General features: G+C 68.1%; 26 protein-coding genes. 10 read left to right on the top strand and 16 right to left on the bottom strand.

Annotated features, from left to right (window positions below; translation table 11 throughout):
• Positions 1 to 46: 46 nt before the first annotated feature.
• The gene (groL, locus tag ACP7AU_RS07035) at positions 47 to 1,699 is read right to left on the bottom strand and encodes a chaperonin GroEL (RefSeq protein WP_426050957.1); all 1,653 of its coding nucleotides are present in this window, start codon (positions 1,697 to 1,699) and stop codon (positions 47 to 49) included.
• 55 nt (positions 1,700 to 1,754) lie between these two features.
• Positions 1,755 to 2,039: a co-chaperone GroES gene (groES, locus tag ACP7AU_RS07030; RefSeq protein ID WP_426038581.1), complete on the bottom strand. Its 285-nt coding sequence runs from the start codon at positions 2,037 to 2,039 to the stop codon at positions 1,755 to 1,757.
• Between the two features lie 263 nt (positions 2,040 to 2,302).
• On the opposite strand from groES, the gene ACP7AU_RS07025 reads away from it, so the two are divergent.
• On the top strand, positions 2,303 to 2,848 hold the full coding sequence (locus tag ACP7AU_RS07025) for a hypothetical protein (protein WP_426050956.1): 546 nt from the start codon (positions 2,303 to 2,305) through the stop codon (positions 2,846 to 2,848).
• 30 nt (positions 2,849 to 2,878) lie between these two features.
• Here the strand turns inward: ACP7AU_RS07025 and pgi are convergent, their stop codons facing one another.
• Positions 2,879 to 4,474, bottom strand: coding sequence for a glucose-6-phosphate isomerase (gene pgi, locus ACP7AU_RS07020; protein ID WP_426050955.1), 1,596 nt, complete (start codon positions 4,472 to 4,474; stop codon positions 2,879 to 2,881).
• 85 nt (positions 4,475 to 4,559) lie between these two features.
• Between pgi and ACP7AU_RS07015 the strand changes: the two genes are divergently transcribed.
• Positions 4,560 to 5,006 (top strand): hypothetical protein, encoded by a 447-nt coding sequence (locus ACP7AU_RS07015; RefSeq protein WP_426050954.1) that lies wholly within the window; start codon positions 4,560 to 4,562, stop codon positions 5,004 to 5,006.
• Here ACP7AU_RS07015 and ACP7AU_RS07010 read toward each other — a convergent pair whose 3' ends face one another.
• The 4 genes from ACP7AU_RS07010 to ACP7AU_RS06995 form a co-directional block, all read right to left on the bottom strand.
• Positions 5,007 to 5,666 carry a redoxin family protein gene (locus ACP7AU_RS07010; protein ID WP_426050953.1) on the bottom strand — a complete coding sequence of 220 codons (660 nt, stop codon included), beginning with the start codon at positions 5,664 to 5,666 and terminating at the stop codon, positions 5,007 to 5,009. It lies immediately after the preceding gene.
• 24 nt (positions 5,667 to 5,690) lie between these two features.
• Positions 5,691 to 7,868, bottom strand: a complete 2,178-nt coding sequence (locus ACP7AU_RS07005; protein WP_426050952.1) for a protein-disulfide reductase DsbD family protein — start codon at positions 7,866 to 7,868, stop codon at positions 5,691 to 5,693.
• Positions 7,869 to 7,935: 67 nt separating this feature from the next.
• A complete protein-coding gene (locus ACP7AU_RS07000) occupies positions 7,936 to 8,112 on the bottom strand; it encodes a Flp family type IVb pilin (protein ID WP_426038575.1) in 177 nt (58 codons plus the stop codon).
• Positions 8,113 to 8,135: 23 nt separating this feature from the next.
• A complete protein-coding gene (locus ACP7AU_RS06995) occupies positions 8,136 to 8,561 on the bottom strand; it encodes a (deoxy)nucleoside triphosphate pyrophosphohydrolase (RefSeq protein ID WP_426038723.1) in 426 nt (141 codons plus the stop codon).
• A 155-nt stretch (positions 8,562 to 8,716) separates the two neighbouring features.
• Between ACP7AU_RS06995 and ACP7AU_RS06990 the strand changes: the two genes are divergently transcribed.
• The 4 genes from ACP7AU_RS06990 (at position 8,717) to ACP7AU_RS06975 (ending at position 11,272) form a co-directional block, all read left to right on the top strand.
• Complete coding sequence (locus ACP7AU_RS06990; protein ID WP_426038574.1) at positions 8,717 to 9,160, top strand: DUF350 domain-containing protein; 444 nt, start codon at positions 8,717 to 8,719, stop codon at positions 9,158 to 9,160.
• A gap of 10 nt (positions 9,161 to 9,170) precedes the next feature.
• Positions 9,171 to 10,001: a S1 family peptidase gene (locus ACP7AU_RS06985; protein ID WP_426050951.1), complete on the top strand. Its 831-nt coding sequence runs from the start codon at positions 9,171 to 9,173 to the stop codon at positions 9,999 to 10,001.
• Positions 9,998 to 10,636, top strand: a complete 639-nt coding sequence (locus ACP7AU_RS06980; protein WP_426038572.1) for a LysE family translocator — start codon at positions 9,998 to 10,000, stop codon at positions 10,634 to 10,636. Before ACP7AU_RS06985 ends, ACP7AU_RS06980 begins: the two co-directional genes overlap by 4 nt.
• 84 nt (positions 10,637 to 10,720) lie before the next feature.
• Positions 10,721 to 11,272, top strand: a complete 552-nt coding sequence (locus ACP7AU_RS06975) for a CC0125/CC1285 family lipoprotein (RefSeq protein ID WP_426038571.1) — start codon at positions 10,721 to 10,723, stop codon at positions 11,270 to 11,272.
• Positions 11,273 to 11,294: 22 nt separating this feature from the next.
• Here the strand turns inward: ACP7AU_RS06975 and ACP7AU_RS06970 are convergent, their stop codons facing one another.
• The 3 genes from ACP7AU_RS06970 to ACP7AU_RS06960 form a co-directional block, all read right to left on the bottom strand.
• The gene (locus ACP7AU_RS06970; protein WP_426038570.1) at positions 11,295 to 12,320 is read right to left on the bottom strand and encodes an alpha/beta fold hydrolase; all 1,026 of its coding nucleotides are present in this window, start codon (positions 12,318 to 12,320) and stop codon (positions 11,295 to 11,297) included.
• The gene (locus ACP7AU_RS06965) at positions 12,317 to 13,180 is read right to left on the bottom strand and encodes a class I SAM-dependent methyltransferase (protein ID WP_426050950.1); all 864 of its coding nucleotides are present in this window, start codon (positions 13,178 to 13,180) and stop codon (positions 12,317 to 12,319) included. The genes ACP7AU_RS06970 and ACP7AU_RS06965 overlap by 4 nt, the downstream gene beginning before the upstream one ends.
• Before the next feature lie 142 nt (positions 13,181 to 13,322).
• Positions 13,323 to 14,153, bottom strand: a complete 831-nt coding sequence (locus ACP7AU_RS06960) for a class I SAM-dependent methyltransferase (protein WP_426050949.1) — start codon at positions 14,151 to 14,153, stop codon at positions 13,323 to 13,325.
• A gap of 247 nt (positions 14,154 to 14,400) precedes the next feature.
• On the opposite strand from ACP7AU_RS06960, the gene ACP7AU_RS06955 reads away from it, so the two are divergent.
• Positions 14,401 to 14,868 (top strand): Hsp20 family protein, encoded by a 468-nt coding sequence (locus ACP7AU_RS06955; RefSeq protein WP_426038567.1) that lies wholly within the window; start codon positions 14,401 to 14,403, stop codon positions 14,866 to 14,868.
• 53 nt (positions 14,869 to 14,921) lie between these two features.
• Here the strand turns inward: ACP7AU_RS06955 and ACP7AU_RS06950 are convergent, their stop codons facing one another.
• The 5 genes from ACP7AU_RS06950 to ACP7AU_RS06930 form a co-directional block, all read right to left on the bottom strand.
• Positions 14,922 to 16,175, bottom strand: coding sequence for a pentapeptide repeat-containing protein (locus ACP7AU_RS06950; RefSeq protein ID WP_426038566.1), 1,254 nt, complete (start codon positions 16,173 to 16,175; stop codon positions 14,922 to 14,924).
• A complete protein-coding gene (locus ACP7AU_RS06945; protein ID WP_426050948.1) occupies positions 16,172 to 17,443 on the bottom strand; it encodes a pentapeptide repeat-containing protein in 1,272 nt (423 codons plus the stop codon). Before ACP7AU_RS06945 ends, ACP7AU_RS06950 begins: the two co-directional genes overlap by 4 nt.
• 383 nt (positions 17,444 to 17,826) lie before the next feature.
• A complete protein-coding gene (locus ACP7AU_RS06940) occupies positions 17,827 to 18,474 on the bottom strand; it encodes a bifunctional diaminohydroxyphosphoribosylaminopyrimidine deaminase/5-amino-6-(5-phosphoribosylamino)uracil reductase RibD (protein WP_426038564.1) in 648 nt (215 codons plus the stop codon).
• Positions 18,471 to 19,184: a 2,3-diphosphoglycerate-dependent phosphoglycerate mutase gene (gene gpmA / locus ACP7AU_RS06935; RefSeq protein WP_426050947.1), complete on the bottom strand. Its 714-nt coding sequence runs from the start codon at positions 19,182 to 19,184 to the stop codon at positions 18,471 to 18,473. The genes ACP7AU_RS06940 and gpmA overlap by 4 nt, the downstream gene beginning before the upstream one ends.
• A 47-nt stretch (positions 19,185 to 19,231) precedes the next feature.
• Positions 19,232 to 20,275, bottom strand: coding sequence for a serine hydrolase domain-containing protein (locus ACP7AU_RS06930; protein ID WP_426050946.1), 1,044 nt, complete (start codon positions 20,273 to 20,275; stop codon positions 19,232 to 19,234).
• A 129-nt stretch (positions 20,276 to 20,404) separates the two neighbouring features.
• On the opposite strand from ACP7AU_RS06930, the gene ACP7AU_RS06925 reads away from it, so the two are divergent.
• On the top strand, positions 20,405 to 21,904 hold the full coding sequence (locus ACP7AU_RS06925; RefSeq protein ID WP_426050945.1) for a phosphomannomutase/phosphoglucomutase: 1,500 nt from the start codon (positions 20,405 to 20,407) through the stop codon (positions 21,902 to 21,904).
• Positions 21,905 to 22,125: 221 nt separating this feature from the next.
• Positions 22,126 to 23,427, top strand: coding sequence for an FAD/NAD(P)-binding protein (locus tag ACP7AU_RS06920; protein ID WP_426050944.1), 1,302 nt, complete (start codon positions 22,126 to 22,128; stop codon positions 23,425 to 23,427).
• Here the strand turns inward: ACP7AU_RS06920 and ACP7AU_RS06915 are convergent.
• The gene (locus ACP7AU_RS06915) at positions 23,424 to 23,903 is read right to left on the bottom strand and encodes an SRPBCC domain-containing protein (RefSeq protein ID WP_426038559.1); all 480 of its coding nucleotides are present in this window, start codon (positions 23,901 to 23,903) and stop codon (positions 23,424 to 23,426) included. The genes ACP7AU_RS06920 and ACP7AU_RS06915 overlap by 4 nt on opposite strands.
• Before the next feature lie 50 nt (positions 23,904 to 23,953).
• On the opposite strand from ACP7AU_RS06915, the gene ACP7AU_RS06910 reads away from it, so the two are divergent.
• Complete coding sequence (locus tag ACP7AU_RS06910) at positions 23,954 to 24,292, top strand: ArsR/SmtB family transcription factor (protein ID WP_426038558.1); 339 nt, start codon at positions 23,954 to 23,956, stop codon at positions 24,290 to 24,292.
• The last annotated feature ends 17 nt before the right edge of the window (positions 24,293 to 24,309 follow it).

Here is a 24,309-nt window from a genome sequence, read left to right as displayed (position 1 = left end):
CGGCCTGCGCCGGGGCGTCCGGGCGGCGTAAACGCCGCCCTTCCGCTTAGAAGTCCATGTCGCCCATGCCGCCCATGCCGCCGCCGCCCATGCCGCCGGAGCCGCCGCCCGAGCCCTTTCTGGGAGCATCGGCCACAGCGGCCTCGGTGGTGATCAGGATGCCGGCGACCGACGCAGCATCTTGCAGCGCGGTGCGGACGACCTTGGCCGGGTCGATCACGCCCATGGCGACCAGGTCGCCGTACTCTTCCGTCTGGGCGTTGAAGCCGAAGGTGAGCGAGGGGTTCTCGAGCACCTTGCCGACCACGATCGAGCCTTCGACGCCGGCGTTCTCGACGATCTGACGGATCGGGGCCTGGATGGCGCGACGGATGATGGCGATGCCGGCGGTCTGGTCGGCGTTGTCGCCTTTAAGACCTTCCAGCGCCTTGGTCGCCTTCAGCAGGGCGATGCCGCCGCCGGGGACGATGCCTTCTTCAACCGCGGCCCGCGTGGCGTTCAGGGCGTCGTCGACGCGGTCCTTCTTTTCCTTGACCTCGACTTCGGTCGAGCCGCCGACGCGGATGACCGCGACGCCGCCGGCCAGCTTGGCCAGACGTTCCTGCAGCTTTTCCTTGTCGTAGTCCGAGGAGGTGTCCTCGATCTGCTTCTTGATCTGGCCGATGCGGGCCTCGATGGTTTCCTTCTCACCGGTGCCGTCGACGATGGTGGTGTCGTCCTTGGTGATGGTGACCTTCTTGGCCTTGCCGAGCATGTCGATGGTGACGTTCTCGAGCTTGATGCCCAGGTCTTCCGAGATGACCTGGCCGCCGGTCAGGACGGCGATGTCCTCCAGCATGGCCTTGCGGCGGTCGCCGAAGCCCGGAGCCTTGACGGCGGCGACGCGCAGGCCGCCGCGCAGCTTGTTGACGACGAGCGTGGCCAGGGCCTCGCCCTCGATGTCCTCGGCGATGATCAGCAGCGGACGGCCCGACTGGACCACGGCTTCCAGGATCGGGAGCATGGCTTGCAGCGACGACAGCTTCTTCTCGAACAGCAGGATCAGAGGCTCTTCGAGTTGAACCTCCATCTTGTCGGCGTTGGTGATGAAGTAGGGCGACAGATAGCCGCGGTCGAACTGCATGCCCTCGACGACGTCCAGCTCGGTCTCGGCCGTCTTGGCCTCTTCAACCGTGATGACGCCCTCGTTGCCGACCTTTTCCATGGCCCTAGCGATCATCTCGCCGACCTCGACGTCGCCGTTGGCGGAGATGGTGCCGACCTGGGCGATCTCGGAGTTGTTCGAGACCTTCTTGGCCGAGGCCTTGATGTCGGCGAGGACGGCCGTGACGGCCTTGTCGATGCCGCGCTTCAGATCCATCGGGTTCATGCCGGCGGCGACGGCCTTGAGGCCTTCCTGCACGATCGATTGCGCCAGGACGGTCGCGGTGGTGGTGCCGTCACCCGCCTTGTCGTTCGTCTTCGAAGCGACTTCGCGGATCATCTGGGCGCCCATGTTCTCGAAGGCGTCTTCCAGCTCGATCTCTTTGGCGACCGAGACGCCGTCCTTGGTCGAGCGCGGGGCGCCGAAGGACTTCTGGATCACGACGTTGCGGCCCTTGGGACCCAGGGTCACCTTGACGGCGTTGGCGAGGACGTTGACGCCGCGCAGCATCTTGTCGCGCGCATCGGTGTTGAACTGTACGATCTTGGCAGCCATGTGAGGCAGCTCCTAAATATTGAATTCGTTGAAGAAGGTCGGACGATCGGTGTGCTTACAGCACGCCCAGGACGTCGGATTCCTTCATGATGATCAGGTCTTCGCCCTCAAGCTTTACTTCCGTACCCGACCATTTGCCGAACAGGATGCGGTCGCCGGCCTTCAGTTCGAGGGCGTTGACCGTGCCGCGCTCGTCACGAATGCCGGGGCCGACGGAGACGACTTCGCCTTCCTGGGGCTTTTCCTTTGCGGTGTCGGGGATGATGATCCCACCCTTGGTCTTGGATTCTTCTTCCACGCGCTTGACCAGCACGCGGTCGCCGAGAGGACGAAACGCCATCTGTGTATTCTCCAGTGAAGACTTCAAAAGTTCATCGTCGCGGCTCGGAGGCGGCTTTTGGCAGCCGGGCCCCACGAGTGCTAACGCGGAGCGGAAGTAGGGTCGCGGCCCAGCAGCGTCAAGACGTGCGCGCTCGATGAACGCCAGATGAACGGGAATTCAATTCAGCCGTTCAGGTTCACGAGCGCAGCAATGGATTTCGTCGGTCACCGTTCGCCCGGGTGGGAGAGCAGGCTTCACTGACCGCCTTGGAGGGCCAGAGAATGAAGATGTTTCGGATGATCGCTGTCGGCGCGGCCGCCCTGACCCTGAGTGCCGTCGCCATGCCGGCCGCCGCCCAGAACTACGGTCGCGGCCATGACCGGCACGATCGGAACGACGACGGCGATGTGGTCGCAGGGCTGGTGGTCGGCGCGGTCGTCGGCGGGATCGCCGGCGCCGTGCTCGGCGACGGCGACGATCTCTATGTCGCCGGCGGAGCCCTGGCCGGGGCGGCTCTGGGCGCGGCGGCGGCCAGCGACGACGACCGTCGCGGCTATCGCTCCTATGGCGGGAGCAGCTACGGCTACAGCTACGGTTCGGGCTACGGTTACGGCAACAGTGGATACCGCTCCGACTGTAACTACTGGCGGGACGGCCGCTGCTGGCGCAATCGCGGCCACTGGGAACGCGAGCACGGCATCAACAGCCGCGAGCGGGGCTGGGATCGCCGCGACGACCGCAGGGATGATCGCCGCGAATGGCGCTCGGATCGCCGGGACGATCGCCGGGACGACCGGCGCGACGAACGCCGCTGGCGCAACTACTGAGACCTGAAGCGGGCCCTTCGGTGCCCGTTTCTACATCAGGCGGGTGAGCAGTGACGCGGTCGAGGGATCGAGCGTCGCCGACGGTCCGCCGGCCGAGACATCCTTCAAGATCGCCCTGGCCAACACCTTGCCCAGTTCCACCCCCCACTGGTCGAAGGAGTTGATGTCCCAGATCACGCCTTCGACGAAGGTCTTGTGCTCGTAGAGGGCCAGAAGGGCGCCCAGCGTCCCGGGCGTCAGACGCTCCATGGCGATGGCGGTCGAGGGTCGATTGCCGGGGAAGGTCTTGTGCGTTGCCAGCCGGTCGGCCTCGGCCGCATCCGCGCCGGAGGCGATCAGTTCAGCCCGCGCCTCCTCCGTCGTCTTGCCCAGCATCAGCGCCTGACCCTGGGCCAGAGCATTCGACCACAGCGGGCTTTCAGGCGCGTCGGCGTGCGTCTTCGCCACAATGACGAACTCGGCCGGGACGACCTGCGGCCCCTGGTGAATCTGCTGAAAGAAGGCGTGCTGGCCGTTGGTGCCGGGCTCGCCGAAGATGACGGGGCAGGTCTGGCGCTTCACGGGCGAGCCGTCGCGATGCACCCGCTTGCCGTTCGACTCCATCTCCAACTGCTGCAGGAAGGAGGGCAGCCGACGCAGGGCGTGGGCGTAGGGGGCGACTGTGCGGGCCGGCCGGTTGATGCCGTCGACGTTCCATATCTGGGCCAGGGCCATCAGGACGGGGGCGTTCTTCTCAAGCGGCGCCGAAACGAAATGCTCGTCCATGGCCGCAGCGCCGGACAGCATGGCGTCGAACACGTCCGGCCCCAGGGCGATGACGCAGCTCAGGCTGACCGCTGACCACAGGGAGTAACGACCGCCGACCCAGTCCCGGAAGGCGAAGGTGCGGGCGCAGCCGAAAGCCTTGGCCTTGTCCGGCGCGGCGGTCACCCCGATGAAATGCCTGTCGCGGCCGGCCTCGGGCAGGCCGGCCGCCAGCCAGGCCCTGGCGGCCTCGGCATTGGCGAGGGTTTCCTGGGTGGTGAAGGTCTTGGAGACGACGACGACCAGGGTCGTCTCGGGAGCGAGGCCGGTCAGGGCCTCGGCCATGTCACGCGGATCGATGTTGGCGACGAAGCGCAGGTCGATCTGCGGGTCGACAGGACGAAGCCCGTCCCAGACGACACGGGGACCGAGATCCGAGCCGCCGATGCCGATGTGGACGATGGCCTTGAAGGGCTTGCCGGTCGCGCCCGTCTCGGCGCCCGAGCGGACGGCGGTCGCATAGGCGGCCATGTCGGCGCGGACGGCGTCGACCCCGGCGGAGACGGCTTCGCCGAGGGCGTGGAAGTCGGCCCCCGTCGCCGCGCGCAGGGCGGGGTGGAGGACGGCGCGGCCCTCGGTGAAGTTGATCGCCTCGCCGCCGAACAGCCGTGCCCTTGCCGCTTCGACTCCGGCCGAACGGGCCAGGTCCAGACAGGTCTCGAAGGCGGCTTTTGTCCAGCTCTGCTTGGACAGGTCGAGGTAGAGACCCGCCGCCTCGACTGTCATCCGAGCCAGCCGATCCGGGTCAGCCGCGAACTGGTCGACGATGAGGGCGTCGGCATCCCGCGCCGCGGCGACATCGAAGGCGGTCCAGTCGGTCATGCGAACATATCCCCTTAATCAAGGTCTCGTTTACGGGTGGGGCGTAGACCGGTTCAATCGTAGATTCGCGAAAAGGTCGTTCACCATGTCCTGTGGCATCGCCATCGCCGCCGCCCTCCTGCTGAGCGACCCCAATGTGGTCCTGGCCGCCGCCGAGCCGGCTGCGGTGGCCGGAGCGCCGGTCTCGGTCGCCTCCGAGCCCCTGTTCATCGACATCGTCAGCCGCGCCGGCGCCCTGAAGACCGTCGTCGAGGGCTGGAACGGCGTGCTGACCGACTTCGACGTCTTCAAGCTTGAGGCGCAGGAACTCGCCGCTCTCGACATGCAGGCACATCTGATCCTCAAGGAGCGCGGCACGGACGGCGACCTGAAATGCATCCTGCGCGGCATTTCCGAGGACATCCCGCTGAAACTCGGGGCTGTGGAAGCCGCCGCCACGGACGAGGCCCGCGCCACCGCCCTGTCGGAACTGTCCTATCTGCTGAACGACAATGTCGAGGTCATCACGGCGCCGCCCCAGCCCGAGGTCTGATCAGGCCTCTTCCGGGTATTTGATCGAACAACCATAGGGCTGGGCGTAGGCCGTGCGAACGGGCCGGCCGGCTTCCACGTCCTCGAGCGCCGCGCGCACGAAATTGTTCGCGCCTTCCAGATCCTCGACCGTGTTGGTCGGACGGTCGTCGATCCCGCCCGTGAACAAGATGCGGCCATCTCCGTCGATCACCCGCATGTCGGGCGTCGTCATCGCGCCGTAAGCCTTGCCGACCGCTCCCTCGGGATCGAGCAGCAGATGGATCGAGGCGGCGTTGTTACGGGTCCACCAGGCGCGGGCCCCTTCGCCCTCGACATGGCCCTGTTTGCCCGGCGCGGACGAGATGACGGTCAGCCAGACCACGCCGTCGGCGACGGCCTCGCGCTGCAGGGCCTGCATGGCCCCTGAGGAATAATGTTTCTGGACATAGGGGCAGCCCTCGTTGGTCCATTCGATGACGACAGTCTTGCCCCGGAAGTCGGCGAGGGAACGCGCGACCCCTTCGCTGTCGATCAGGGTGAAGGCGGGGGCGACCTGGGCCCGACCGGTCGTCGCCACGGCGGGGGTCGCCCCGGTCGCCGGAGCGGCGGCGGGCGCCTCGGCCTGCTGGCAGGCGGCAAGGGTCAGAAGGACGGCGGCGAGGATGGGCAGGCGGTTCACGGCGGCGGTCTCCTTCGGGTCGGCTCAGGGGCGGGCGCTCTCCAGGGCGTCGATCACGACCCCTTCGGTCAGGAGCTGGGGCAGGATGCGGGGCTCGGGCGAGCCGGGCGCATAGAGGAGGTATAGCGGAACGCCGGAGCGTCGGCGGCGCTCCAGCTCGCGGGTGATCGCGTCATCTCGTCGCGTCCAGTCGCCGACCAGATAGACCGCGTTCGACGCCGCCATGGCCTCGGCGACCCTGGGGGAGCTCAGCGAGGTCCGCTCGTTGATCTTGCAGGTGACGCACCAGTCGGCGGTGAAGTTGACCAGCACCGGCCGACCTTCGGCCTGGGCCGCCGCCACGGCCTCCACTGACCAGGGTTGCGAGGCCAGCGGACCAGACGCGGCCGTGACGTCTCCGCCTTCCGCCCGTGCCTGACCGATGGCGACGCCGGTCAGGGCGATCGCGGCGACGATGGACAGGGTCGCTGTCACGGCGCTGATCACGCCGGCCCTGCCTTGCGCGCGACAGGGCTGATTGACCCCCGCCAGCCACAGGCCGAGACCCAGGAAGAGGATCGCCAGGAAGAGGACGCCCAGCGCATCTGCCCCCGCCTGCCGCGCGAAGACCCAGACCAGCCACAGGCCCGCGCCGTACATGGGGAAGGCCAGCAGGCCCTTGAGCCGATCCATCCAGGGGCCGGGGCGAGGCAGCTTCGCCAGCAGACGCGGCGACAGGCTGACGATCACATAGGGCAGGGCCAGACCCAGACCCAGCATCAGGAAGACGACCAGCGCCATCGGCCAGGGCATCAGCAGGGCGGCCCCGAGGGCGAAGGCCATGAAGGGCGCGGTGCAGGGCGCCGCCACCACCACCGCCAGCACGCCGGTGAAGAAGGCGCCGACCCCGCCGGAAAGCCGTGACAGGGGCCCGGAACCCGCCACCTGCAAACCGGCGCCGACATGGAAGACGCCCGACAGGGTCAGGCCCACGGCGAGCATCAGGAGGGCGAGGACGGCCACGACGCCCGGCGACTGAAGCTGGAAGCCCCAGCCCACCGCCTGCCCGCCGGCCCGCAAGGCGAGCAGGATCCCGGCCAGGACGAGGAAGGTCGTGAGCACGCCTGCGAGAAAGGCCAGGCCGTCTCGCCGCGCCTCTGCGGGCGCGTGGGCGCCGGCGGTCAGGGCGGCGGCCTTCATGGCCAGGATCGGGAAGACGCAGGGCATGAGGTTCAGGATCAGCCCGCCCAGCAGGGCCAGGAGCGCCGCCTGCAGGAAGCCCGTCCAGGATGACAGCGAGCCGCCTGCGGGCCGCTCAGACAGGTCGAGCGCGCCACCGCCCCGCGCCCCCACCAGGGCCGGGCCGGGAACGGCCGCGATCTCCCAGGCGCCGTCGTCGGTGACGAGGAGTCCCCCGATCGGCCCAGTCAGCCCCTCGGCCGCCAGCTTGCCGCCGACGGACAGATTCAGGGTCACCCCGTCCGGCCCCCGATCGCCCGGCTGGGGCGCTGAATGGTCGATCAGGCCGGTCTCGAACGGGAAGAACCGGGCGCGTTGGGGCTCAAGGCCCGCGAGCGGTCCGCCGGTCGCGGAGAGGCGCAGCGTCCGGCCCTCCAGCACGGCCCGGGCGGTGATGCCGGCGGGACGGGGGGCGGTCTCGACCACGGCCTGAATCGCGGCGCCGTAGTGGGGGTCCAGCGGCGCCGCGCCCTGGCGAATCGGGAGGTCGAGCCTGAGCGTCAGCTCATCCGGCACGCACATCTCGTCGCTGCACACCAGGAACAGGGCGCGGACGATGACGGGCAGGGTGGAGCCGGGACGGGCGCGGGCCGGAACCTCGATCGGCACCGGCAGAAGCACCTCGCCGGAGTAGCCGTAGTTCATCAGGTGCTGGAGACGTTGCCGTTCGGGCGTCGGCCAGACGATGTCCCCGGCAACGACGCCTGCGGGCAGGGTCCAGTCAAGGGTGGTCGCGCCGCCGGAATCACCGGGATTGCGCCAGTAGGTGTGCCAGCCGGGCTCTATCGTCTGGCGGACGGCAACGATGGCGGTGGAGCCGGGCGCGGCCCACTGGCTCATCGGGACCAGTTCGGCCTCGATCCGCACCGTGCGTTGGGGGCCGGACTGGGCGAAGGCGGGCGCGCGGCTGACCGCCGGTGCCTGGGCCAGGGCCGGCGCTGTCGACAGCAGCAGCGAAAAGAGGAGGGCGAAAAGGCGCGACATCGCCAGCAGCCTTAGCGGCCTGCGGTCCTTACCGCCACGGCCCAATCCGTCACAGGAGCGCCATCGCCTAGCGTGTGGCGACGCTCACGGCGGTCGAGACCTTGTCGAACGTGCCGGTGGCCTTGCCGGCGAACAGGGAGACGGCACCGACGATCACCAGGAAGATCATCGCCACGATCAGTCCGTATTCGATGGCGGTGGCGCCGCTGTCGCTTTTCAGGAACCGGCGGATCAGGCGCATCATTCGGCCCTCCGTTGGGCGAAACCTTAAAGAAGATCGCGCAACCAGGCGACCAGCGGGGCGTCGGCGGGCGGCATGGGATAGTCCGACAACTTGTCCGGCTTCACCCAGGCCAGGGCGGCGTGCTCGCGCTGGACGACCACGCCGGACCAGCGCCGGCACAGGTACAGTGGCATCAAGAGGTGAAACGATTCGTAAGCGTGGCTCGCGAAGACGAATGGGGCCAGACAGGCCTCGTTGACGTCGATGCCCAACTCCTCGTGCAGTTCGCGGATCAGGGCCTCCTCGGGCCGTTCGCCGGGTTCGACCTTTCCGCCCGGGAACTCCCACAGCCCCGCCAGAGCCTTGCCCTCGGGCCGCTGGGCGATCAACACCCGGCCGTCCACATCGATCAGGGCGACGGCGACGACAAGGACGGTGGGTAGTACGGGGGGGAGGGCGGCTTCGGTCATGCCGCCCAATACCGTCTGGCGTAACGCGACTGCAATCATTGGTCATCCAGTGTGTCCGCCACGTCCTTGCGGATTGGGGCGGCAATCAGGCAAGCAGTTTTGCTTTCGTTCCGTCGGCGTCCGACGGCTTTACCGTGAGATCGTTACCGCCCGCCATGGCCCCCTCCTCCCTGTCAGACACATTGTCGAGCCCCGAGGTCCAGGCCTTCGCCAGCGGATTCCCCGTGCTGGTCGTCCACCTCATGGTCACCTTCGGCCTGCTGGGCGCGGGAGCGGTCATCTACGCCCTGCTGACGCCGTGGAAGGAGATCAGCCTCATCCGGGAAGGCAACGCCGCGGCCGGCGTCGCCTTCGGCGGGGTCCTGCTCGGCCTCGCCATTCCGCTGGCGGTGTCGATGTCGGTGTCGACCTCAGTGGCGGATATCGTCCTGTGGGGCGTGGCGACCCTGGTGTTGCAGCTTCTGGCCTTCCGCATCGTCGATCTGGTCCTGACCGGCCTGCCCCAACGCATTCAGGAGGGCGAAATCTCCGCCGCCGTGCTCCTGGTGTCGGCCAAGCTGGCGACCGCCCTGATCCTCGCCGCCGCCCTGACGGGCTGAGCTCGCGCGGATGCGTTTTCCCCGTCCACCGGACTGGCTGATCTATTCCAGCGTGGTCTTCGCCCTGGTTCTGGGTTCGCTCAGTCGGCGCGAGAACGCCGATGCCCCGCCCGCGCCCCCGCCGCCTGACGAGATCGAGGGCGCACTGCTGGGGCCCGTCACTCCCTTTGATCGTTCGGTGACGGTGACCGCGCCGGGCGCGCCCTTCCAGCCTGTCGCCGGAACCGCCTTCTCGATCGCCGGACGCGGGCGCTGGCTGACCGCGCGCCATGTCGTCGAGGGCTGTCGTCGGCCGGCGCTGGTCGTCGGCGGCGGACGCGCCGTGGCGGCCGATGTGCGGTTATCGCCCCGGGCCGACATTGCCCTGCTGATCACCGCCGGCGGTCCGCCCGCCCTGCCAGTCACGACCCATACGCCCCTGTACGTCGGCCAGAGAGCCTTCCATCCCGGTTTCCCGCAGGGCAGGCCCGGCGAGGTCACCTCGCGCCTGCTCGGCCGCGAGACGCTAAAGGTCCGGGGACGCGGCGCCCATGACGAGCCGGTGCTGGCCTGGGCCGAGGTCGGGCGAACCTCCGGGCTGGAGGGCACGCTCGCGGGCCTGTCCGGCGCGCCCGTACTGGACAGGCGGGGACGAGTCGTCGCCCTGACCATCGCCGAGGCGCCGCGCCGGGGACGGCTCTACACCACCGCGCCCGACACCCTGGGTCCCGCCATCCGGGGGGAACAGCAGGCGGACGAACAGTTGCTGGGCGAGCCCGTAACCGTCGATAATTATGGCCGGGTCTCGGACGACCTGCGCCGCGACCTGCGAGTCGCCCAGGTGGTCTGTCTGTCGCGGTGAGCACCCTGCCGGTCGATCCGCATCTCTATGTTGTCTTCCTGGGCGTGATGATGGTCATGGCGGTGACGCCGGGACCCGCTAACCTTTTCTCCATCGCCACCGGCATGGAGCGCGGCAAGCGGGCGGTGCTGATCGCTGTGGCCGGCATGAATGTGGCGACCCTGGTCTGGTTCGGCGCGGCCGCGCTTGGACTCGGCGCCATGGTGACGGCTTTTCCCGAGGTGTTTCGCTGGGTCGCGATCGCCGGCGCCCTCTATGTCGCCTGGCTGGGCGCGTCCTCGATCCGATCCGCGTTCAAACCTGCCCCGGGCGAGGTCTCGACCGAGGGCCGAACCCACCTGCGCCGACCCGCCTTCGTCGATGGTTTCCTAGTGCAGATCGCCAATCCGAAGGCGGTGCTTTTCTTCACCGCCGTCCTGCCGCCCTTCCTCGATATCGACCGTCCCGCCGCACCCCAGCTCGCCCTATTCGCGGTCGCGGTCATCGGCATGGACGTCCTGACCATGAGCGCCTACGGTCTCAGCGGTGCCGTTCTGGCGCGGCGGATGGGCGAGCCTCGTTTCCGGCGCGGCTTCGGTGTCTTCGTCGGCTCCCTGCTTCTGATTGCCGCAGTCCTGATTGTTTCGCGATTATAGAGGTTTGTGAGTTGTCGTAACGTCTCTGTTCATGCGCCATTCAGGTGAAATGACGGAATTTCTGCTCAAGTTCAGGAGCCCCCAATGACGTCTTCGATCAAATCCCTTCTCGTGGTGGCCGCCTCGGCCCTGACGTTGGCTGCCTGCGCCACATCCACCGCCTACGCCCCTGCCGGCTTCAACGGCCAGCGCGGGGGCTATGCCGAGCAGCGGCTGGAGAATGACCGTTATCGCGTCAGCTTCTCGGGCAACTCGGTCACCGCGCGCGACCAGGTCGAGATGGGCCTCTTGCTGCGCTCGGCCGAACTGACTGTCGAGAACGGCTACGACTGGTTCTCAACGGTCAATCGCGCCACCGATCGCGACACCCGCTACCAGACGATCGGCGATCCGTTCTTCAACCGCTACAGCCCGTTCTGGGGCCCGTCGTGGCGCTACTACGGCCCGCGCGGCTGGAGCCGGTGGAACGACCCGTTCTGGGGCCGTGACGACTTCGACGTTCGCCAGATCGACCGTTACGAGGCGACCACCGAGATCGTGATGGGTCGCGGCGCGAAGCCTTCCGGCGACGCCAACGCCTTCGACGCCCGCGAAGTGATCGCCAACATCGGCGGCAGCGTCACTCGCCCGATGTGATCAAGGCTTCCGAAGCAGCGGCTCAGGCCACCGCTTCGGATTCCGCCCTTGGCGGCCCGAGGTCGGCGATCGGCGAGACATAGTCCGCCATCGCGTCGAACTCGTTCAAGAAGATCGCCCGCAGGTCATCGGTCTCCATGATGACCTCGTGCTTGGCGTGATCGATCTCGACATAGCGACCCCGGCCAAGCCGCTTGGCGGCCCAGCGGTTGGTCTGTTTCCAGACGCGGTCGTCGTCGCCTGCCTGCACGATGGTGCAGGGAATCTGGACGGACTTCAGCGCCTTGGGCTTCAGCGATCGTTCGCCCGCGTCGATGCCGAACGCCAGCCAGCCCCAGGTGGGGCCGCCGACCGCCAGGTGCGGACAGGCGTACAGCTGCTGACGCCATAGTTCGTAGCGGGTCTCGTCGGACGTCAGTGCGTCCTTCTCGAAGGTATGGTCAAAGGGATCGTCAGCGTCGTCCAGCACGAAGTCGCCGGCCTTGCCATGGCGCACGTTCCAGCGCACCGCCAGCTTGACCGACCACATCGACCGTTTTCCGGTCTTGATGCGCAGCATCGGACTGGACAGGACCGCCCCGGCGAACCGGGTCTCGCCGGCCTCCAGACAGAGCAGGTTCAGCACCCCGCCCATCGAGTGGCCGACCATGATCCAGGGCTTGGGCGCGCGCGTCTCGAACGCGTCCAGAAGCCGGGCATAGTCGTCCTGGAACTCCTCCACCGCACGGGCGTGACCCTTCAGCCGGTCCGGCAGCAGTCGCGCCGACAGGCCCTGGCCGCGCCAGTCGTGGGCCAGGACGCACCACCCGCGCGCGAGGAAGTTGCCGATGACCTCGAAATATTTCTCGATCGGCTCGGTCCGGCCCGGCGACAGCACCACAGTGCCTCGCGGCTTCGGCGCGACCAGGGCGGACGGGGTCCAGAGAGCAGCGCGCAGACGCAGGCCCCCGGCGCCCCGAAACCATTCGCCGACCCCTCCGGGAGGGGCGGCGGCTCCGGGCACGCCCATCAGCGGTGCATTGGCTGCGAAGGCGGCGGCGCGGTTCACTCGGGCTTCCTGAACTTCAAGGTCATGCGATCGCTTTCGCCGATCGCGCGGTATTTGGCGGAATCAAACGCCGGATCGGGCGCCTCACCCTGGGCCGCCGTCAAGAGGCGCGGCGGCAGGGTCTCGACGCCGAAGGGGTGGTCCTTTGTGTCTTCCGGGTTCGCGTTGATCTCGGAGGCGGCGACGAAGATGAACCCGGCCTCGGCCGCCAGCTGTTTGACGAACGCCTCCTGAACATAGCCGTTGGAGGCTGCCGGATCCTGATCCTCGTCGGGAGCCAGCCGGTGCTGCTCCACGCCAAGGACGCCGCCGGGCTTCAAGGCGGCATAGGCGTCCGCGAAAGCTTTTTCGGCGATGCCCGCCGCCATCCAGGCGTGGATGTTACGCATGAACAGGGCCATGTCGGCGGTCCCGGCCGGCGCCGCGGGTCCGGTCCCGGACCCGAAGGCGCTGAACTTCACGTCGCCGTACAGCCTGCGGTCCGAACCGAACCGGCGCTCGAAATTGGCGACCAGGGCCGCCTGGGCAGGGTCTGTCCCCGGTCCGGTCGCGAAGCCCGCGCCGTAGTATTCGCCGTCGCCCTTGGCGAGATAGGGGGCCAGGATCTCGGTGTACCAGCCGCTGCCCGGCCAAAACTCGACCACATGCATCGACGGTTGCAGGCCGAAGAAGCGCAGCGTCTCCAGTGGGTGACGATAGATGTCGCGCGGCCGGTCTGCGGCTCGCCAGGGCCCCTGGATGGCCCATTCGAGTGAGCCTTCCGGCGGCCCGGCGGGAGCCTCGGGGTCGGCGGTCTTCTGTTCCTTTCCCCCACAGGCCGCGACGCCGGAGATCAGCACGAGACCAACGCCGGACAGCATGGCCCGACGCGATGGTCCCGTTCGCCCTATCCGCGCCTGATGCCGCATCAACTCTTCCCCGCCGGCCGTCGCCGGGAGGGCGACGCCGTCCCGGAACGGGTTGGGATAGAGGGGTTCGCCAATGCCGTCAAAGGCTTGAAACTCAGGCGGGCTTGCGGAATCGCAGGGTCATCCGATCGCTCTCGCCGATAGCGTCATATTCGGTCCGTTCGGCCTCGGTCAGCGGCGTCGCCCGGTCGGTGGCGTTGCCTTCGCGCGCGGCGCTGGTCCGCACTGGCGGCAGGGTCCAGACGCCGAACGGGTGGTCGCGGTCGTCCCTGGGATTGGCGTTCAACTCGCTGCGTGCCTCCAGCACGAAGCCGGCCGCCTGCGCGGCATGAATGACATAGCTTTCCGGGACATAGCCGGTGGGCGCAGTGACATCCGCGTTCAGCCCCTCAAGGGCGCGATGCTGTTCCACAGCCAGGATGCCGCCCGGTTTCAAGGCTTTGAAGAAGGCCGCCAGGTAGGGGCCGGTGCGCTGCGAGTTCGAGCGGTGCCAGTTGTGGAAGGCGCGGGCGACGACGACCATGTCCGCCGCGCCGTCAGCCACGACCATCCCTTCCAGCGGACGATTGACGGGGACATAGGCGCCGCCGGTCGCCTGGGCGTAGGGCTGCAGGATCGCGCTCCACCAGCCGCCCCGACCGGGTTCGATCTCGACCACGGTCGACCCGGGCGTCAGCCCCCAGAAGGTCAGCGTCTCGAACGGATGGCGGAAGGCGTCACGCGCGACGTCTGCGGCCGGGCGCGCATCCGAGCCGATCGCGGCCTGGAGCGCCTCATCCTCCTGCAGCACCGGCGGCGGCATGGCCTCGCGTCGCGCCTCGCGCTGGGCCGGGGTCTCTCCAGGGGAAGGAGCGGTCTGGGCGGCGGCGGCTCCTGCCGAGATCAGGGCGAGGGTGGTGACGAGGACGAGTCTGGACGCGTGCATGGTCAGCTCCGAAACAGAGGGCGGGTTGGGCGGCACCTTACGGACAGGTCGCACGCGGGCAAGTGACGATCCCGCAACCGGCCTGCCCTTGACGTCGCACTCAGGCATCCCACCTCTTCATCCGAGAGCGCCGATCACGGGCTCTCGCAGGCCGGACGGGGCCCAACAGGGACCGCTCGGACTGATTCCAACCGCCGCTTCGGGCAACGCGGAGCGGCTCAGTCTTGCTGATGATCAGGAGATCGACATGCGTACCATCGACTTCACCCCCCTCTATCGTTCCGCCGTGGGCTTCGACCGCCTCGCCGGCCTTCTCGAAAGCGCCGCGCGCACGGGCCCGGAGACCGGCTGGCCGCCCTACAATATCGAGACGACGGGCGAGAACGCCTATCGGATCGAGATCGCCGTCGCCGGCTTCAGGCCTGACGAGCTGAACATCGAGGTCAAGGAAAACCTGCTCACCGTCACCGGTCGCAAGACCGCCAATGACGATGCGTCGGCGAACCGCACCTATCTGCATCGCGGCCTGGCCGAGCGCGATTTCGAGCGCCGCTTCCAGCTGGCTGACTATGTGGTGGTGACCGAAGCTTCGCTCGACAACGGGCTCCTGGCCGTCAGCCTGAAGCGCGAGCTGCCTGAGGCCCTCAAGCCCCGGCGCATCGAGATCGCGACGGGTGCGCCGACCGCGGCTCTGATCGAAGGCGAAGCGGCGTAAGCCTCGGCCTTCGCGAATGAATGGAAAGGGCGGTCCTCGGGCCGCCCTTTTTGTCAGGCGGCGACCGCCGTTTGGACGAGGCCTGTGACGCGGTCGAGACGGGCGTCGGTCAGGGTCGCACCGTCCAGCTTCGCCCCCGTAGCGTTGGCGCCGGACAGGTCCGCGCCCGTCAGATTGGCCTTCGACAGGTCTGCACGGAACAGTTCGGCATAGCGCATGCGCGCGCCGCCTAGGTTCGACGGCACACAGCGGGTCGGACCCAGGGGCAGCGGGCTGATGTCGGCCGCTGTCAGATCGACCTTGGTCATCAGGGCCTCGCCGAAGCGGGCGCCGCGCAGGTCCGCCTTGCCCAGCAGCGCGCCGCGCAGATCGGCCTTCTCGAAATTGGCCCCCTGCAGCTGGGCGCCACGCAGGTCGAGACCCGCCAGACAGGCGCCCTTGGCGCTCATGGCCGAGAGTTTCAGCCCCTTCAGCCGATCGCCGAGCGGGCGAAGATCCTCGCCGTCCAGAATCGCCGGTCCGCCCAGAACACCGCCGCTTTCGGCCCAGGCGTTGGCGTCCAGCGCCATCTGATAGAGTTCCTCGGCCCGGGCGATGGTCGCCGCGTCCGGCTCACGGAGCGAGCCGGTTGTGTCGGTTCGGTCCAGCCTGGCCCGATCCATGGCCACGCCGGTCAGGATGGCGCCGCACAGGCGCGCTCCCGCCAGATTGGCCCCACCGACATCGGCGCCTTCCAGCAGGGCGCCGGACAGGTCCGCATCCTTCAGGTTGGCGCCTGTGAGCCGCGCGCCGCGCATCGAACAATCGGTAAAATCGGCCTTGCAGGCGCTGACGCCGTCAAAACGCGAGCCGTCCAGATTCGCGCCCGAGAAACGCGCACCGTCGGCCAAACCCTGACGCGTCTCGTGACGCGCCGAGGCGAGACCCTTGGTCTCATGCGGGACGGCGATGACGCCTTCCCGGAAATCGGCCTGGGTCAGGTCCGCCTCGGACAGGTCGGCGCCCTGCAGACAGGTTCCCCGGATATCCGCCCGCCTCAGGCAGGCCCGGGTCAGATCGGCGCCGCGCAGGTCGCAGCCGAACAGGACCGCGCGTTCCAGCCGCGCCCCGGCCATGTTGCAGTTCTCCAGGATCGAACCGGAGAAGTCTGCGTCGTCCAGTATCCGATGCGCCATCGAGACGCCGGTCAGGTCGATGAATTTCAGCGACAGCTTGCGCCCGCCCGGCTTGCCGGTGACGAACCGCTCGTGGGCGGCGGCGAACATGTCGAAATCGCCCTGTCCGAGGCGGCGTCGGGTCATGGTCATGCCGGTTCTCCGTCCCGCTGAAGTCCGCGGGCCCCGGCGAGAACCGCGTCCGTGAAATCGGCATGGCGCGTCTGGGCGCCGTGGAGGATGGCCCGGGTCAGATCCGACCCGACAAGAACGCAGCGTCGCATATCGGCCCCTGACAGATCGACCGAGCGCAGCACCGCCTTGGTCAGATCGGCCGGAAGCAACCGCTCAGGTCCCAGCATCAGGGGCCCAAGCTGCGCCTCGCGCAGGTCCGCCCCATTCAGCCGCGCCCCGACGAGCCGCGCCCCGCGCAGGTCGGCCCGGCGCAGGTTGACGGACCTCATGTCCGCCCCCCCGAGATGCGCCCCCTGCAACTGCACCCCTTCCATGTTCAGGCCGTAGAACACGGCGCGCTTTGCCGACAGTGCGGTCAGGTTGAGGCCCGTGATCGACCCCAGGCCGCGCAGATCGACGTCGTCGAACACCGAGGGCCGGCCCTCGACCCCGCCGGTCTCGCACCAGTTGGCATGTTCGTGCAGCATCTCGGCCGCCGGCAACTGGGCCACCGGCTCGCCGGCCGAACCCTTGTCGGTCAAGGCCCCGTCCAGATTGGCGCCATCGGTGCGCCACAAGGACGAGATCACCCCGACCAGAATGGCGTCGCGCAGATCCGCGCCGGTCAGGTCGGCCCCGGACATGTCGGCGCCCGCCAGGTCCGCGCCTCGGAAATTAGCCTGTTTCAGGTTCGCCCGGACCAGCTTGCAGTCCTTCATGATGGCGTCGGAGAAGTCCGCCGACTGGGCCGCGATGCCCGACAGGCGCGACCGCTGCAGATTGGCGCCGACCAGGCTGGCGCCCTGGGCCTGGGTGACCTCCCGGCCTTTGGCCTCGAGCACGCGGAACCCGACCTTGCGGTCCGCCGAAGCGATCGTGCCTTCGCGCAGGTCCGCCTCGAACAGGTCCGCTCCCGACAGATCCGCGCCTCGCAGGCAGGCGCCGCGCAGGTCCGCGCGGCGCATCGAGGCCTCGACCAGGATCGCGTCCTGCATGTCCGCGCCAAAGAAGGATCCGTTGTCCAGCTTGCAGCCCGTCAGATCGCAGCCGATCATCGCGGCGGCGGAGAAGTCGGCATCAGCGAGATTGCGACCCTTCAGGCTGAGGCCAGACAGGTCCATCCAGGCGAAGACCGCCCGCGCGCCGCCGGGGCGCGCCTGCCACAGGCGGTCGTGACGCGCGCAGATGGCGTCGACTTCCTGCTGGGTGATGCGGCGCCGAAGGACGCCTTCCTGGACCGCTGACATGATCCCATGATGGGACAAGGTCGCTTAAGGAAGGTTTTCGGAAACCCTGATTTCTTTCAGCCCTCTGGCGGAGATTTGCGCCGCGATCCCGGGTCTGACCTGCGGTTCGTCCGAAGCGGACAAAAATTAGACCATGACGAAACGGACGAGACGGGCGAATCCCGAAATATACTCAACGAAAACAGGGATTAGGATTTCCAGCCCTTGTCCGCCGCCTGCCGTCGGGGGACCATCGGTGTTCCGGTTCTGATGTCAAAGACCCGATTGAGCAGATGGTAAGGCCCGGAAGGTCAAACAAGACCTGGGTATGAATTAAATCCTACGACGACTCAGCTCGACGGCCCATGCCTCGCGCGTTTGCGCCGGTTCGACGCCGATCAGGTTCAGACTGTAAGCAACCCCTGCTCGGCCAGGGCATCGGCCAGTTCGCCCGGAGACGTCCAAAGCCGCGTGTAGCCGGCCTCGCCCAGCCGTTTCAGTTCAGTGACAAGATCGGCGCGGGCCGAGGCGGCGAACCGGGCGTCGAAACCCTGGCCGTCGGCGCTGATGCGAACCATCGGCCGTCCGGTCTCGAGCCGGTGCAGGAAGCCTTCCGACAGGACGGCGGCCTCGTCCTTCATCAGGCCGGTCTCGACGATGAGGCCCGCCTGACGCAGCCGCTCGGTGCCTCGCCCCGAAGCGAACGGCGAGGGATCCAGGGCTGCCACCACGACGCGGGCGATCTTCGCCTCGGCCAGAAACTGGGCGCAGGACGCCCGCCCCGACGACCGGGCCCCGCAGGGCTCCAGCGTCACATAGGCGGTCGCGCCCTCGACCTCGGCGCCGGCAGCCGGCACGGCCTGTTCCTCGGCGTGGGGGCGTCCCCCCGCGGCGGTCGCAGCCTCGGCCAGCAGCCTGCCGTTCTTGACGATGACACAGCCCACCGCCGGATTGGGCCAGGTCTCGCCCATCCGTTCCAGCGCCAGGTCGATGGCCCGGCGCATGTAGACATCATCGTCGCTCATGCCGCGACGGGGGAGGTCGCCGCTCATGAAATCGCCGGAAGTGCGGTGGCGCGGCCGGCGTCCAGATAGCGGGCCGAAACGGGCTTCAGGTCGGCGTCCAGGTCGATGTCCAGCGGATTTCCGGTGGGGATCTCGACACCGACGATCCGATCGTCGGGCACGTCGAACAGATGTTTGACGATGGCGCGCAGGGAATTGCCGTGGGCGGCGACCAGCACGTCCTCGCCGGCCTTCAGACGCGGCGCGATGGCTTCGTTCCAGTAGGGCAGGACCCGGTCGAGCGTGGTCTTCAGGCTCTCGGTGTCGGGAATGGCCTGGCCGGCATAGCGGGGATCGCCCGCGAAATCCCACTCGCTGCCCGCCTCCAGAGGCGGCGGCGGGATGTCGTAGCTGCGTCGCCAGATCTTCACCTGGTCCTCGCCGTGCTTCAGGGCGGTCTCGGCCTTGTCCAGCCCGGTCAGGCCGCCGTAATGGCGTTCGTTCAGCCGCCAGTCCTCGATCACCGGCACAGCCTTCAACCCGGCCGACGACAGGGCCAGGGCGCCGGTGCGTTTGGCCCGCGTCAGGACCGAGGTGAACATCACGGCGGGCTTGAACCCCGCCTCGGCGATCAGTTCGCCGCCACGACGCGCCTGGGCCTCGCCCTCGGCGGTCAGGTCGACGTCGACCCAGCCCGTGAACCGGTTCTCAACGTTCCATTGGCTCTGGCCGTGGCGCAGCAGGATCAGGCGGGGCATTGGCTCTCCAGGTCAGCCTGCCGGGGTAGGGCGACCCACCCGAAGGGTCAAGCGCCGGGCGAACCGCAGGCGGCGGCGCGGATCAGATCGATGGACAGGCCCTGGCCCCGCCAGACCTCACCAAAGCCGGTCCGGTGGTCGTTCGAATAGACCGCGACGGCGAGTTTCAGATCGGGAAGCAGAAAGTTTCGGACCTGGACCCCGCCGATCTCGCCGTAGCGTTCGACCAGCCGGGTCTTGCCGATACACCCGCCCAGATCCGGCGAATAGGACCAGACGCTCAGCGCCGCGTAGCCCGACGCCGGATCACCCGTCAGCATAGTCTCCAGCGAGCCGGCCGACATCAGCCGCCCCTCCATCAGAGCGACGTCGATCGTCAGCAGGTCCTCAATCGTTCCATAAAGGCCTCCGGCTGGGCCGTAACCCGACGGCCAGACGGGGGCCTCGGCCGAGCCGTCTTCCATCGTCGCCTCGATCCGGGCTTCATCGGGCAGGGCGAGTGTGACGCCGAGCGGGGCACCGATGCGGACATTCACAAGGTCGAGGTAGGACGAGGCGGTCACGGCCTCCAGCACCTTGCCCAGGATGATGGTGTCGCAGTTGTTGTAGAGGAAGACCGATCCCGGTTCGGCCGCGACGGTCGTGCAATACTGCGCCAGATCACCCGGCGGACCGTTTGGCAGGTCCGACTGACCCGCGAGTCCCGAACGGTGCGCCAGAAGCTGTCGGATGGTGATGCGGTCGGCGTTGGGAAGGGTCGGGAGCCGAACATAGGACGAAACCGGCGCATCGAGGGAAAGGGCGCCGTCATCGATCTGCTGTAAGACCAGGATGGCCGTGATCATCTTGGAAACCGAGGCCCAGCGGAACGCCGCCGACGGATCGTGGGGGCGACCCGGCTCCGCCTGACCCAGGAGACCCGTAGACATTCGGCCTTCCCGCGCGACGCCGAAAACTCCGGCGTAGCCCGGCTCGACGGACAGGCGGGCCTGGACGGCGTCGCGGCCGTCCCGGGCAGGCTGCGCGGACGCATCTGCGGGCAAGATCAAAAGCAGCGCCGCCGCTGCGACCCAGGCCAGCCGTTTCGTCATTGGAGCCCCCAGGGACCGATCATGCCGCTTCCACGCGCAGCCATAACACCGATCGCACGTTGTTGTGGGCCCGAAAGCCTGCGGCTATACCGCCGGTCGTCTGGACCTCCCCGCCTTCAAGGACATCGCATGCTGAAGCCCCGCCAGGACCTGGTTCCGAACACCTTCGAATTCGAAACCATCCCCCTGGTCAAGCCGACAGGCTTCCGGGAATACGACGCCCGCTGGATTCTGGAGAAGGAGATCAACCTTCTCGGCATCCAGGCCCTGGGCCTGGCCCTCGCCACCTATGTTCACGAGAGCGGCATCCAGCCGCGCATCGTCGTCGGACACGACTTCCGCTCCTATTCCTCGACCGTGAAGCACGCCCTGATCATCGGCCTGCTGGAAGGCGGGATGGAGGTGCTGGACATCGGCCTGGCCCTGTCGCCGATGGCCTATTTCGGTCAGTTCGCGCTGGAGGCCCCCTGCGTCGCCATGGTCACCGCCTCGCACAACGAGAACGGCTGGACCGGGGTCAAGATGGGCACCAACCCGCCGGTCACCTTCGGCCCCGAGGAGATCGGCCGACTCAAGGAAATCGTCCTCGAGGGAACCGGCGTCGCGCGGCCTGGCGGGCGTCTGGAGCGGGTCGAGAATTTCCGCGAGCCCTACCTTCAGGAGGTGGTCGGTTCGATCAGGCTGAGCCGGCCGCTGAAGGTGGTCTGCGCCTGCGGCAACGGCACGGCCGGCGCCTTCGCCCCCGAGGCCCTGCGCCGCATGGGCTGCGAGGTCATCGAGATGGACTGCGACCTCGACTACACCTTCCCCAAATACAATCCGAACCCCGAAGACCACGCCATGCTGATGCAGATGGCGGCGCGGGTGAAGGAGGCCGGCGCCGACCTTGCCCTGGGCTTCGACGGCGACGGCGACCGCTGCGGCGTGGTGGACAACACCGGCGAGGAAATCTTCGCCGACAAGATCGGCCTCCTGCTGGCCCGCGACCTGTCGGCCCTACACGCCAACGCCACCTTCGTCGTCGATGTGAAATCGACCGGCCTCTACAAGACCGACGAGGTGCTGAAGGCCAACGGCGCGACCACCGTCTACTGGAAGACCGGCCACTCCTACATCAAGCGCAAGACCGCCGAACTGGGCGCCCTGGCCGGGTTCGAGAAGTCGGGCCACTTCTTCCTCGCGAACCCGATCGGGCGTGGCTACGACGACGGCCTGGTCGCCGCTGCCGCCGTCCTGCAGATGCTGGATCGCAATCCGGGCAAGACCCTGTTCGATCTCAAGTCGTCCCTGCCGGACGCCTGGACCAGCCTGACCATGTCGCCCCACTGCGACGACGAGCTGAAGTACGAGGTCTTGGCCAGGGTCGTGGCCGAATACGAGAAACTGGCGGCCGAGGGCGGGTCGATCCTGGGCCGCAAGATCGTCGAGGTCATCACGGTCAACGGCGCGCGGGTGCATCTGGAGGACGGATCGTGGGTCCTGGTCCGCGCCTCTTCGAACAAGCCGGAGATGGTCGTGGTGGTCGAGTCGATGCGGTCGGAAGACGACATGCGCGACCTGTTCCACAAGGAGGTGAAGCCCCGCCTCTCCGTCCACCCCGAGGTCGGCGCCTACAACCAGGAAATCTGACCGAGCGTCTCCTTCCTGTTCGCCGCCTGGCGAATGGGGAGGTGGCGGCGAGCTCTTCGCGAGCTGACGGAGGGGGTCTTCGTGCATCAAGAACCCCTCCGTCTCGTCCGCTTCGGTAGGGATCCACCTCCCCATCGCTGCGCGACAGGGGGGAGACCGACTCCGCCGTTTGACCCCCAGCGCGGCGCGGTCCAGAACCGCCGCAACGGGCAGGAGGCGGCGTGACGGGACGGATCGACAGGGTCGCCATAGTCGGGGGCGGCTTCTCGGGGGCCATGCTCGCGGCGCGGCTGGCCGAACGCGGGACGAACGCCCTCCTGATCAACCGGACGCCGGACTTCGGTCTGGGCGTCGCCTATTCGACGCCGTTCGAGGGGCATCTGCTGAACGTCCGCTCGGCGCGGATGAGCGCCCTGGCGGATCGACCCGATCATTTCGTCCGCTGGCTGGAGGCCAACGCGCCCGAACATGAGGATCCGGAGGGGTTCGCGCCGCGGATGATCTTCGGCCGCTATGTCCAGGCGAGGCTGGCCGAGGTCGAGGCCGCCCATCCCGGCCGGATCGAACGCGTGGTCGGCGAGGTCACGGGCCTGGAGGCTGGCGGCGTCGCCTTGTCCGACGGCCGCCGCATCGCCGCCGACGCCGTCGTCCTGACCACCGGCAATCCGGCCCCGCGCACGGCCTCGAGCGAGGCGGGGGCGGTCATCTCCGACCCCTGGGCGCCGGGCGCGCTCGATCCCGTCGGCGCCGAAGACGACATCCTGATCGTCGGCACGGGCCTGACCATGGTCGATATGCTGCTGTCGCTTGAGGGACGCGGCTGGCGCGGACGGGCGATGGCCGTGTCCCGACGCGGCCTGCTGCCCCGGGCGCACGGCGAGCTTCCCGATCAGCCCGCGCGGGCATCGCCGGCTTTGTTGAACGGTCCGCTGTCCGCGCGTCTCGCCGAGGCGCGAAAGGTTTCCGCCCGCTCGGGCTGGCGCGAGATGATGGAGGGCCTGCGCCCCATCACCGCCGATCTCTGGGGCGAGGCCGATATCGCCACGCGCGGCCGGATCGTGCGCCACCTGCGGCCCTGGTGGGACGTCCACCGCCATCGGCTGGCGCCGCAGATCGGCGCCGATATCGACCGGCTGGTGGCCGAAGCTCGGCTCGCCGTCGTCTCCGGCCGGGTAAAGGCGATCACGGCCGATGCGGACGGCGTCCGTCTCGACTGGCGTCCGCGTCAGGGCCCGGCCCGGGAGCCGCTGACCGCCCGCTGGCTGATCGACTGCACCGGCCCCGGCCATGCGCCCGAGGCCGATCCCGTGACCGGCCCCCTGCTGATCGACGGCCGGGCCCGGCTGGATCCGTTGCGGCTGGGGCTGGAGCTGGACGCCTCCGGCCGGGTGCTGGCGGCCGACGGAGACGCCGATCCCCGACTGTTCGTGCTCGGCCCGCCGGCCCGCGCCGCCTTCTGGGAGACGATCGCCGTGCCCGATATCAGGAAGCGGATCGAGGATGTGGTCCTGGCGCTCGTCTAGCGGTAGGCCCCGGTCCGCAGGTTGATCCCGTATTCGACGCTGGCCTTGAGCGCCGAGAGCATCTGGGACCAGCCCATGCAGTTGCCATAGGACGCCTTCAGTCCGGTCGGCGTCTCGCGCCAGCCTTCCTCGGCAATGCGGACCAGGGTGCGGGTCCCGTCGTCCAGCGGCGCGAACGTCATGGTGACCGTCGTCATGTATTCAGCCGCAACGACCGGATCCGCGTCGTCGGGGACGCCTTCATTGGCTTCCCAGCGCAGCACGATCTTCTGGTCCTGCACTACCTCGACGACCTGGACCGGGAAGGCTCCCGGATAGTCGGCGAAATCCCACTGGACCGTCGCCCCGGTTTCCAGCCGCCCGACGGCACCGCCGGTGGTGAAATAGGCCGACAGTTTCGAAGGATCCGCGACGGCTTCGAACACCTCGTGCACCGGCCTCGCGACCCGGGTCGACACCTCGAATTTCAGCTCCATCGTCCCTCTCCATGGTTGATGGCGGCGCTTATATGTTATAGAAATACAACATGTCAAACGAGGACGATCTTGACGCCGTTTTCAAGGCGCTCGCCAACCCGATCCGGCGTCGTCTTCTGGACGCGATGAAAGACGGCCCGCGGACGACAGGCCAGCTGTGCGAGGCCGAGCCGTCGCTGGATCGCTGCACCGTCATGCAGCATCTGAAGACACTGGAAGGCGCGGATCTGATTATCATTCGGCGCGAGGGACGCGAGCGCTGGAACCACCTGAACGCATTGCCTATCAAGGCTGTCCACGATCGCTGGCTGGCCCCCTATGCGCGCGTGGCCGTCGCCATGCTGGCCGATCTGAAGACGAGGGCAGAGGCCTTTGATCCGGGGGGTTGAGGACGGGATCGCAGGGC

The sequence above is a fragment of the Brevundimonas sp. SL161 genome, assembly GCF_049896985.1.
GTDB lineage: Bacteria > Pseudomonadota > Alphaproteobacteria > Caulobacterales > Caulobacteraceae > Brevundimonas.
Note: the sequence above shows the minus strand (reverse complement) of the source record. Positions and strands in the feature narration are given on the sequence as shown.

Coding starts and splice junctions, on each gene's coding strand:
- pgi (WP_426050955.1), bottom strand. CDS start 4,474: ATGACCGACTGGACCGCCTTCGATGTCGCCGCGGCGCGGGATGCCGAC.
- ACP7AU_RS07025 (WP_426050956.1), top strand. CDS start 2,303: ATGAAGATGTTTCGGATGATCGCTGTCGGCGCGGCCGCCCTGACCCTG.
- ACP7AU_RS06925 (WP_426050945.1), top strand. CDS start 20,405: ATGCTGAAGCCCCGCCAGGACCTGGTTCCGAACACCTTCGAATTCGAA.
- ACP7AU_RS06990 (WP_426038574.1), top strand. CDS start 8,717: ATGGCCCCCTCCTCCCTGTCAGACACATTGTCGAGCCCCGAGGTCCAG.
- gpmA (WP_426050947.1), bottom strand. CDS start 19,184: ATGCCCCGCCTGATCCTGCTGCGCCACGGCCAGAGCCAATGGAACGTT.
- ACP7AU_RS06950 (WP_426038566.1), bottom strand. CDS start 16,175: ATGACCATGACCCGACGCCGCCTCGGACAGGGCGATTTCGACATGTTC.
- ACP7AU_RS06930 (WP_426050946.1), bottom strand. CDS start 20,275: ATGACGAAACGGCTGGCCTGGGTCGCAGCGGCGGCGCTGCTTTTGATC.
- ACP7AU_RS06995 (WP_426038723.1), bottom strand. CDS start 8,561: ATGACCGAAGCCGCCCTCCCCCCCGTACTACCCACCGTCCTTGTCGTC.
- ACP7AU_RS07015 (WP_426050954.1), top strand. CDS start 4,560: ATGTCCTGTGGCATCGCCATCGCCGCCGCCCTCCTGCTGAGCGACCCC.
- ACP7AU_RS06910 (WP_426038558.1), top strand. CDS start 23,954: ATGTCAAACGAGGACGATCTTGACGCCGTTTTCAAGGCGCTCGCCAAC.
- ACP7AU_RS06985 (WP_426050951.1), top strand. CDS start 9,171: ATGCGTTTTCCCCGTCCACCGGACTGGCTGATCTATTCCAGCGTGGTC.
- ACP7AU_RS06940 (WP_426038564.1), bottom strand. CDS start 18,474: ATGAGCGGCGACCTCCCCCGTCGCGGCATGAGCGACGATGATGTCTAC.
- ACP7AU_RS06960 (WP_426050949.1), bottom strand. CDS start 14,153: ATGCACGCGTCCAGACTCGTCCTCGTCACCACCCTCGCCCTGATCTCG.
- ACP7AU_RS06965 (WP_426050950.1), bottom strand. CDS start 13,180: ATGCTGTCCGGCGTTGGTCTCGTGCTGATCTCCGGCGTCGCGGCCTGT.
- ACP7AU_RS06945 (WP_426050948.1), bottom strand. CDS start 17,443: ATGTCAGCGGTCCAGGAAGGCGTCCTTCGGCGCCGCATCACCCAGCAG.
- ACP7AU_RS06975 (WP_426038571.1), top strand. CDS start 10,721: ATGACGTCTTCGATCAAATCCCTTCTCGTGGTGGCCGCCTCGGCCCTG.
- ACP7AU_RS06955 (WP_426038567.1), top strand. CDS start 14,401: ATGCGTACCATCGACTTCACCCCCCTCTATCGTTCCGCCGTGGGCTTC.
- groL (WP_426050957.1), bottom strand. CDS start 1,699: ATGGCTGCCAAGATCGTACAGTTCAACACCGATGCGCGCGACAAGATG.
- groES (WP_426038581.1), bottom strand. CDS start 2,039: ATGGCGTTTCGTCCTCTCGGCGACCGCGTGCTGGTCAAGCGCGTGGAA.
- ACP7AU_RS07005 (WP_426050952.1), bottom strand. CDS start 7,868: ATGTCGCGCCTTTTCGCCCTCCTCTTTTCGCTGCTGCTGTCGACAGCG.
- ACP7AU_RS06915 (WP_426038559.1), bottom strand. CDS start 23,903: ATGGAGCTGAAATTCGAGGTGTCGACCCGGGTCGCGAGGCCGGTGCAC.
- ACP7AU_RS07000 (WP_426038575.1), bottom strand. CDS start 8,112: ATGATGCGCCTGATCCGCCGGTTCCTGAAAAGCGACAGCGGCGCCACC.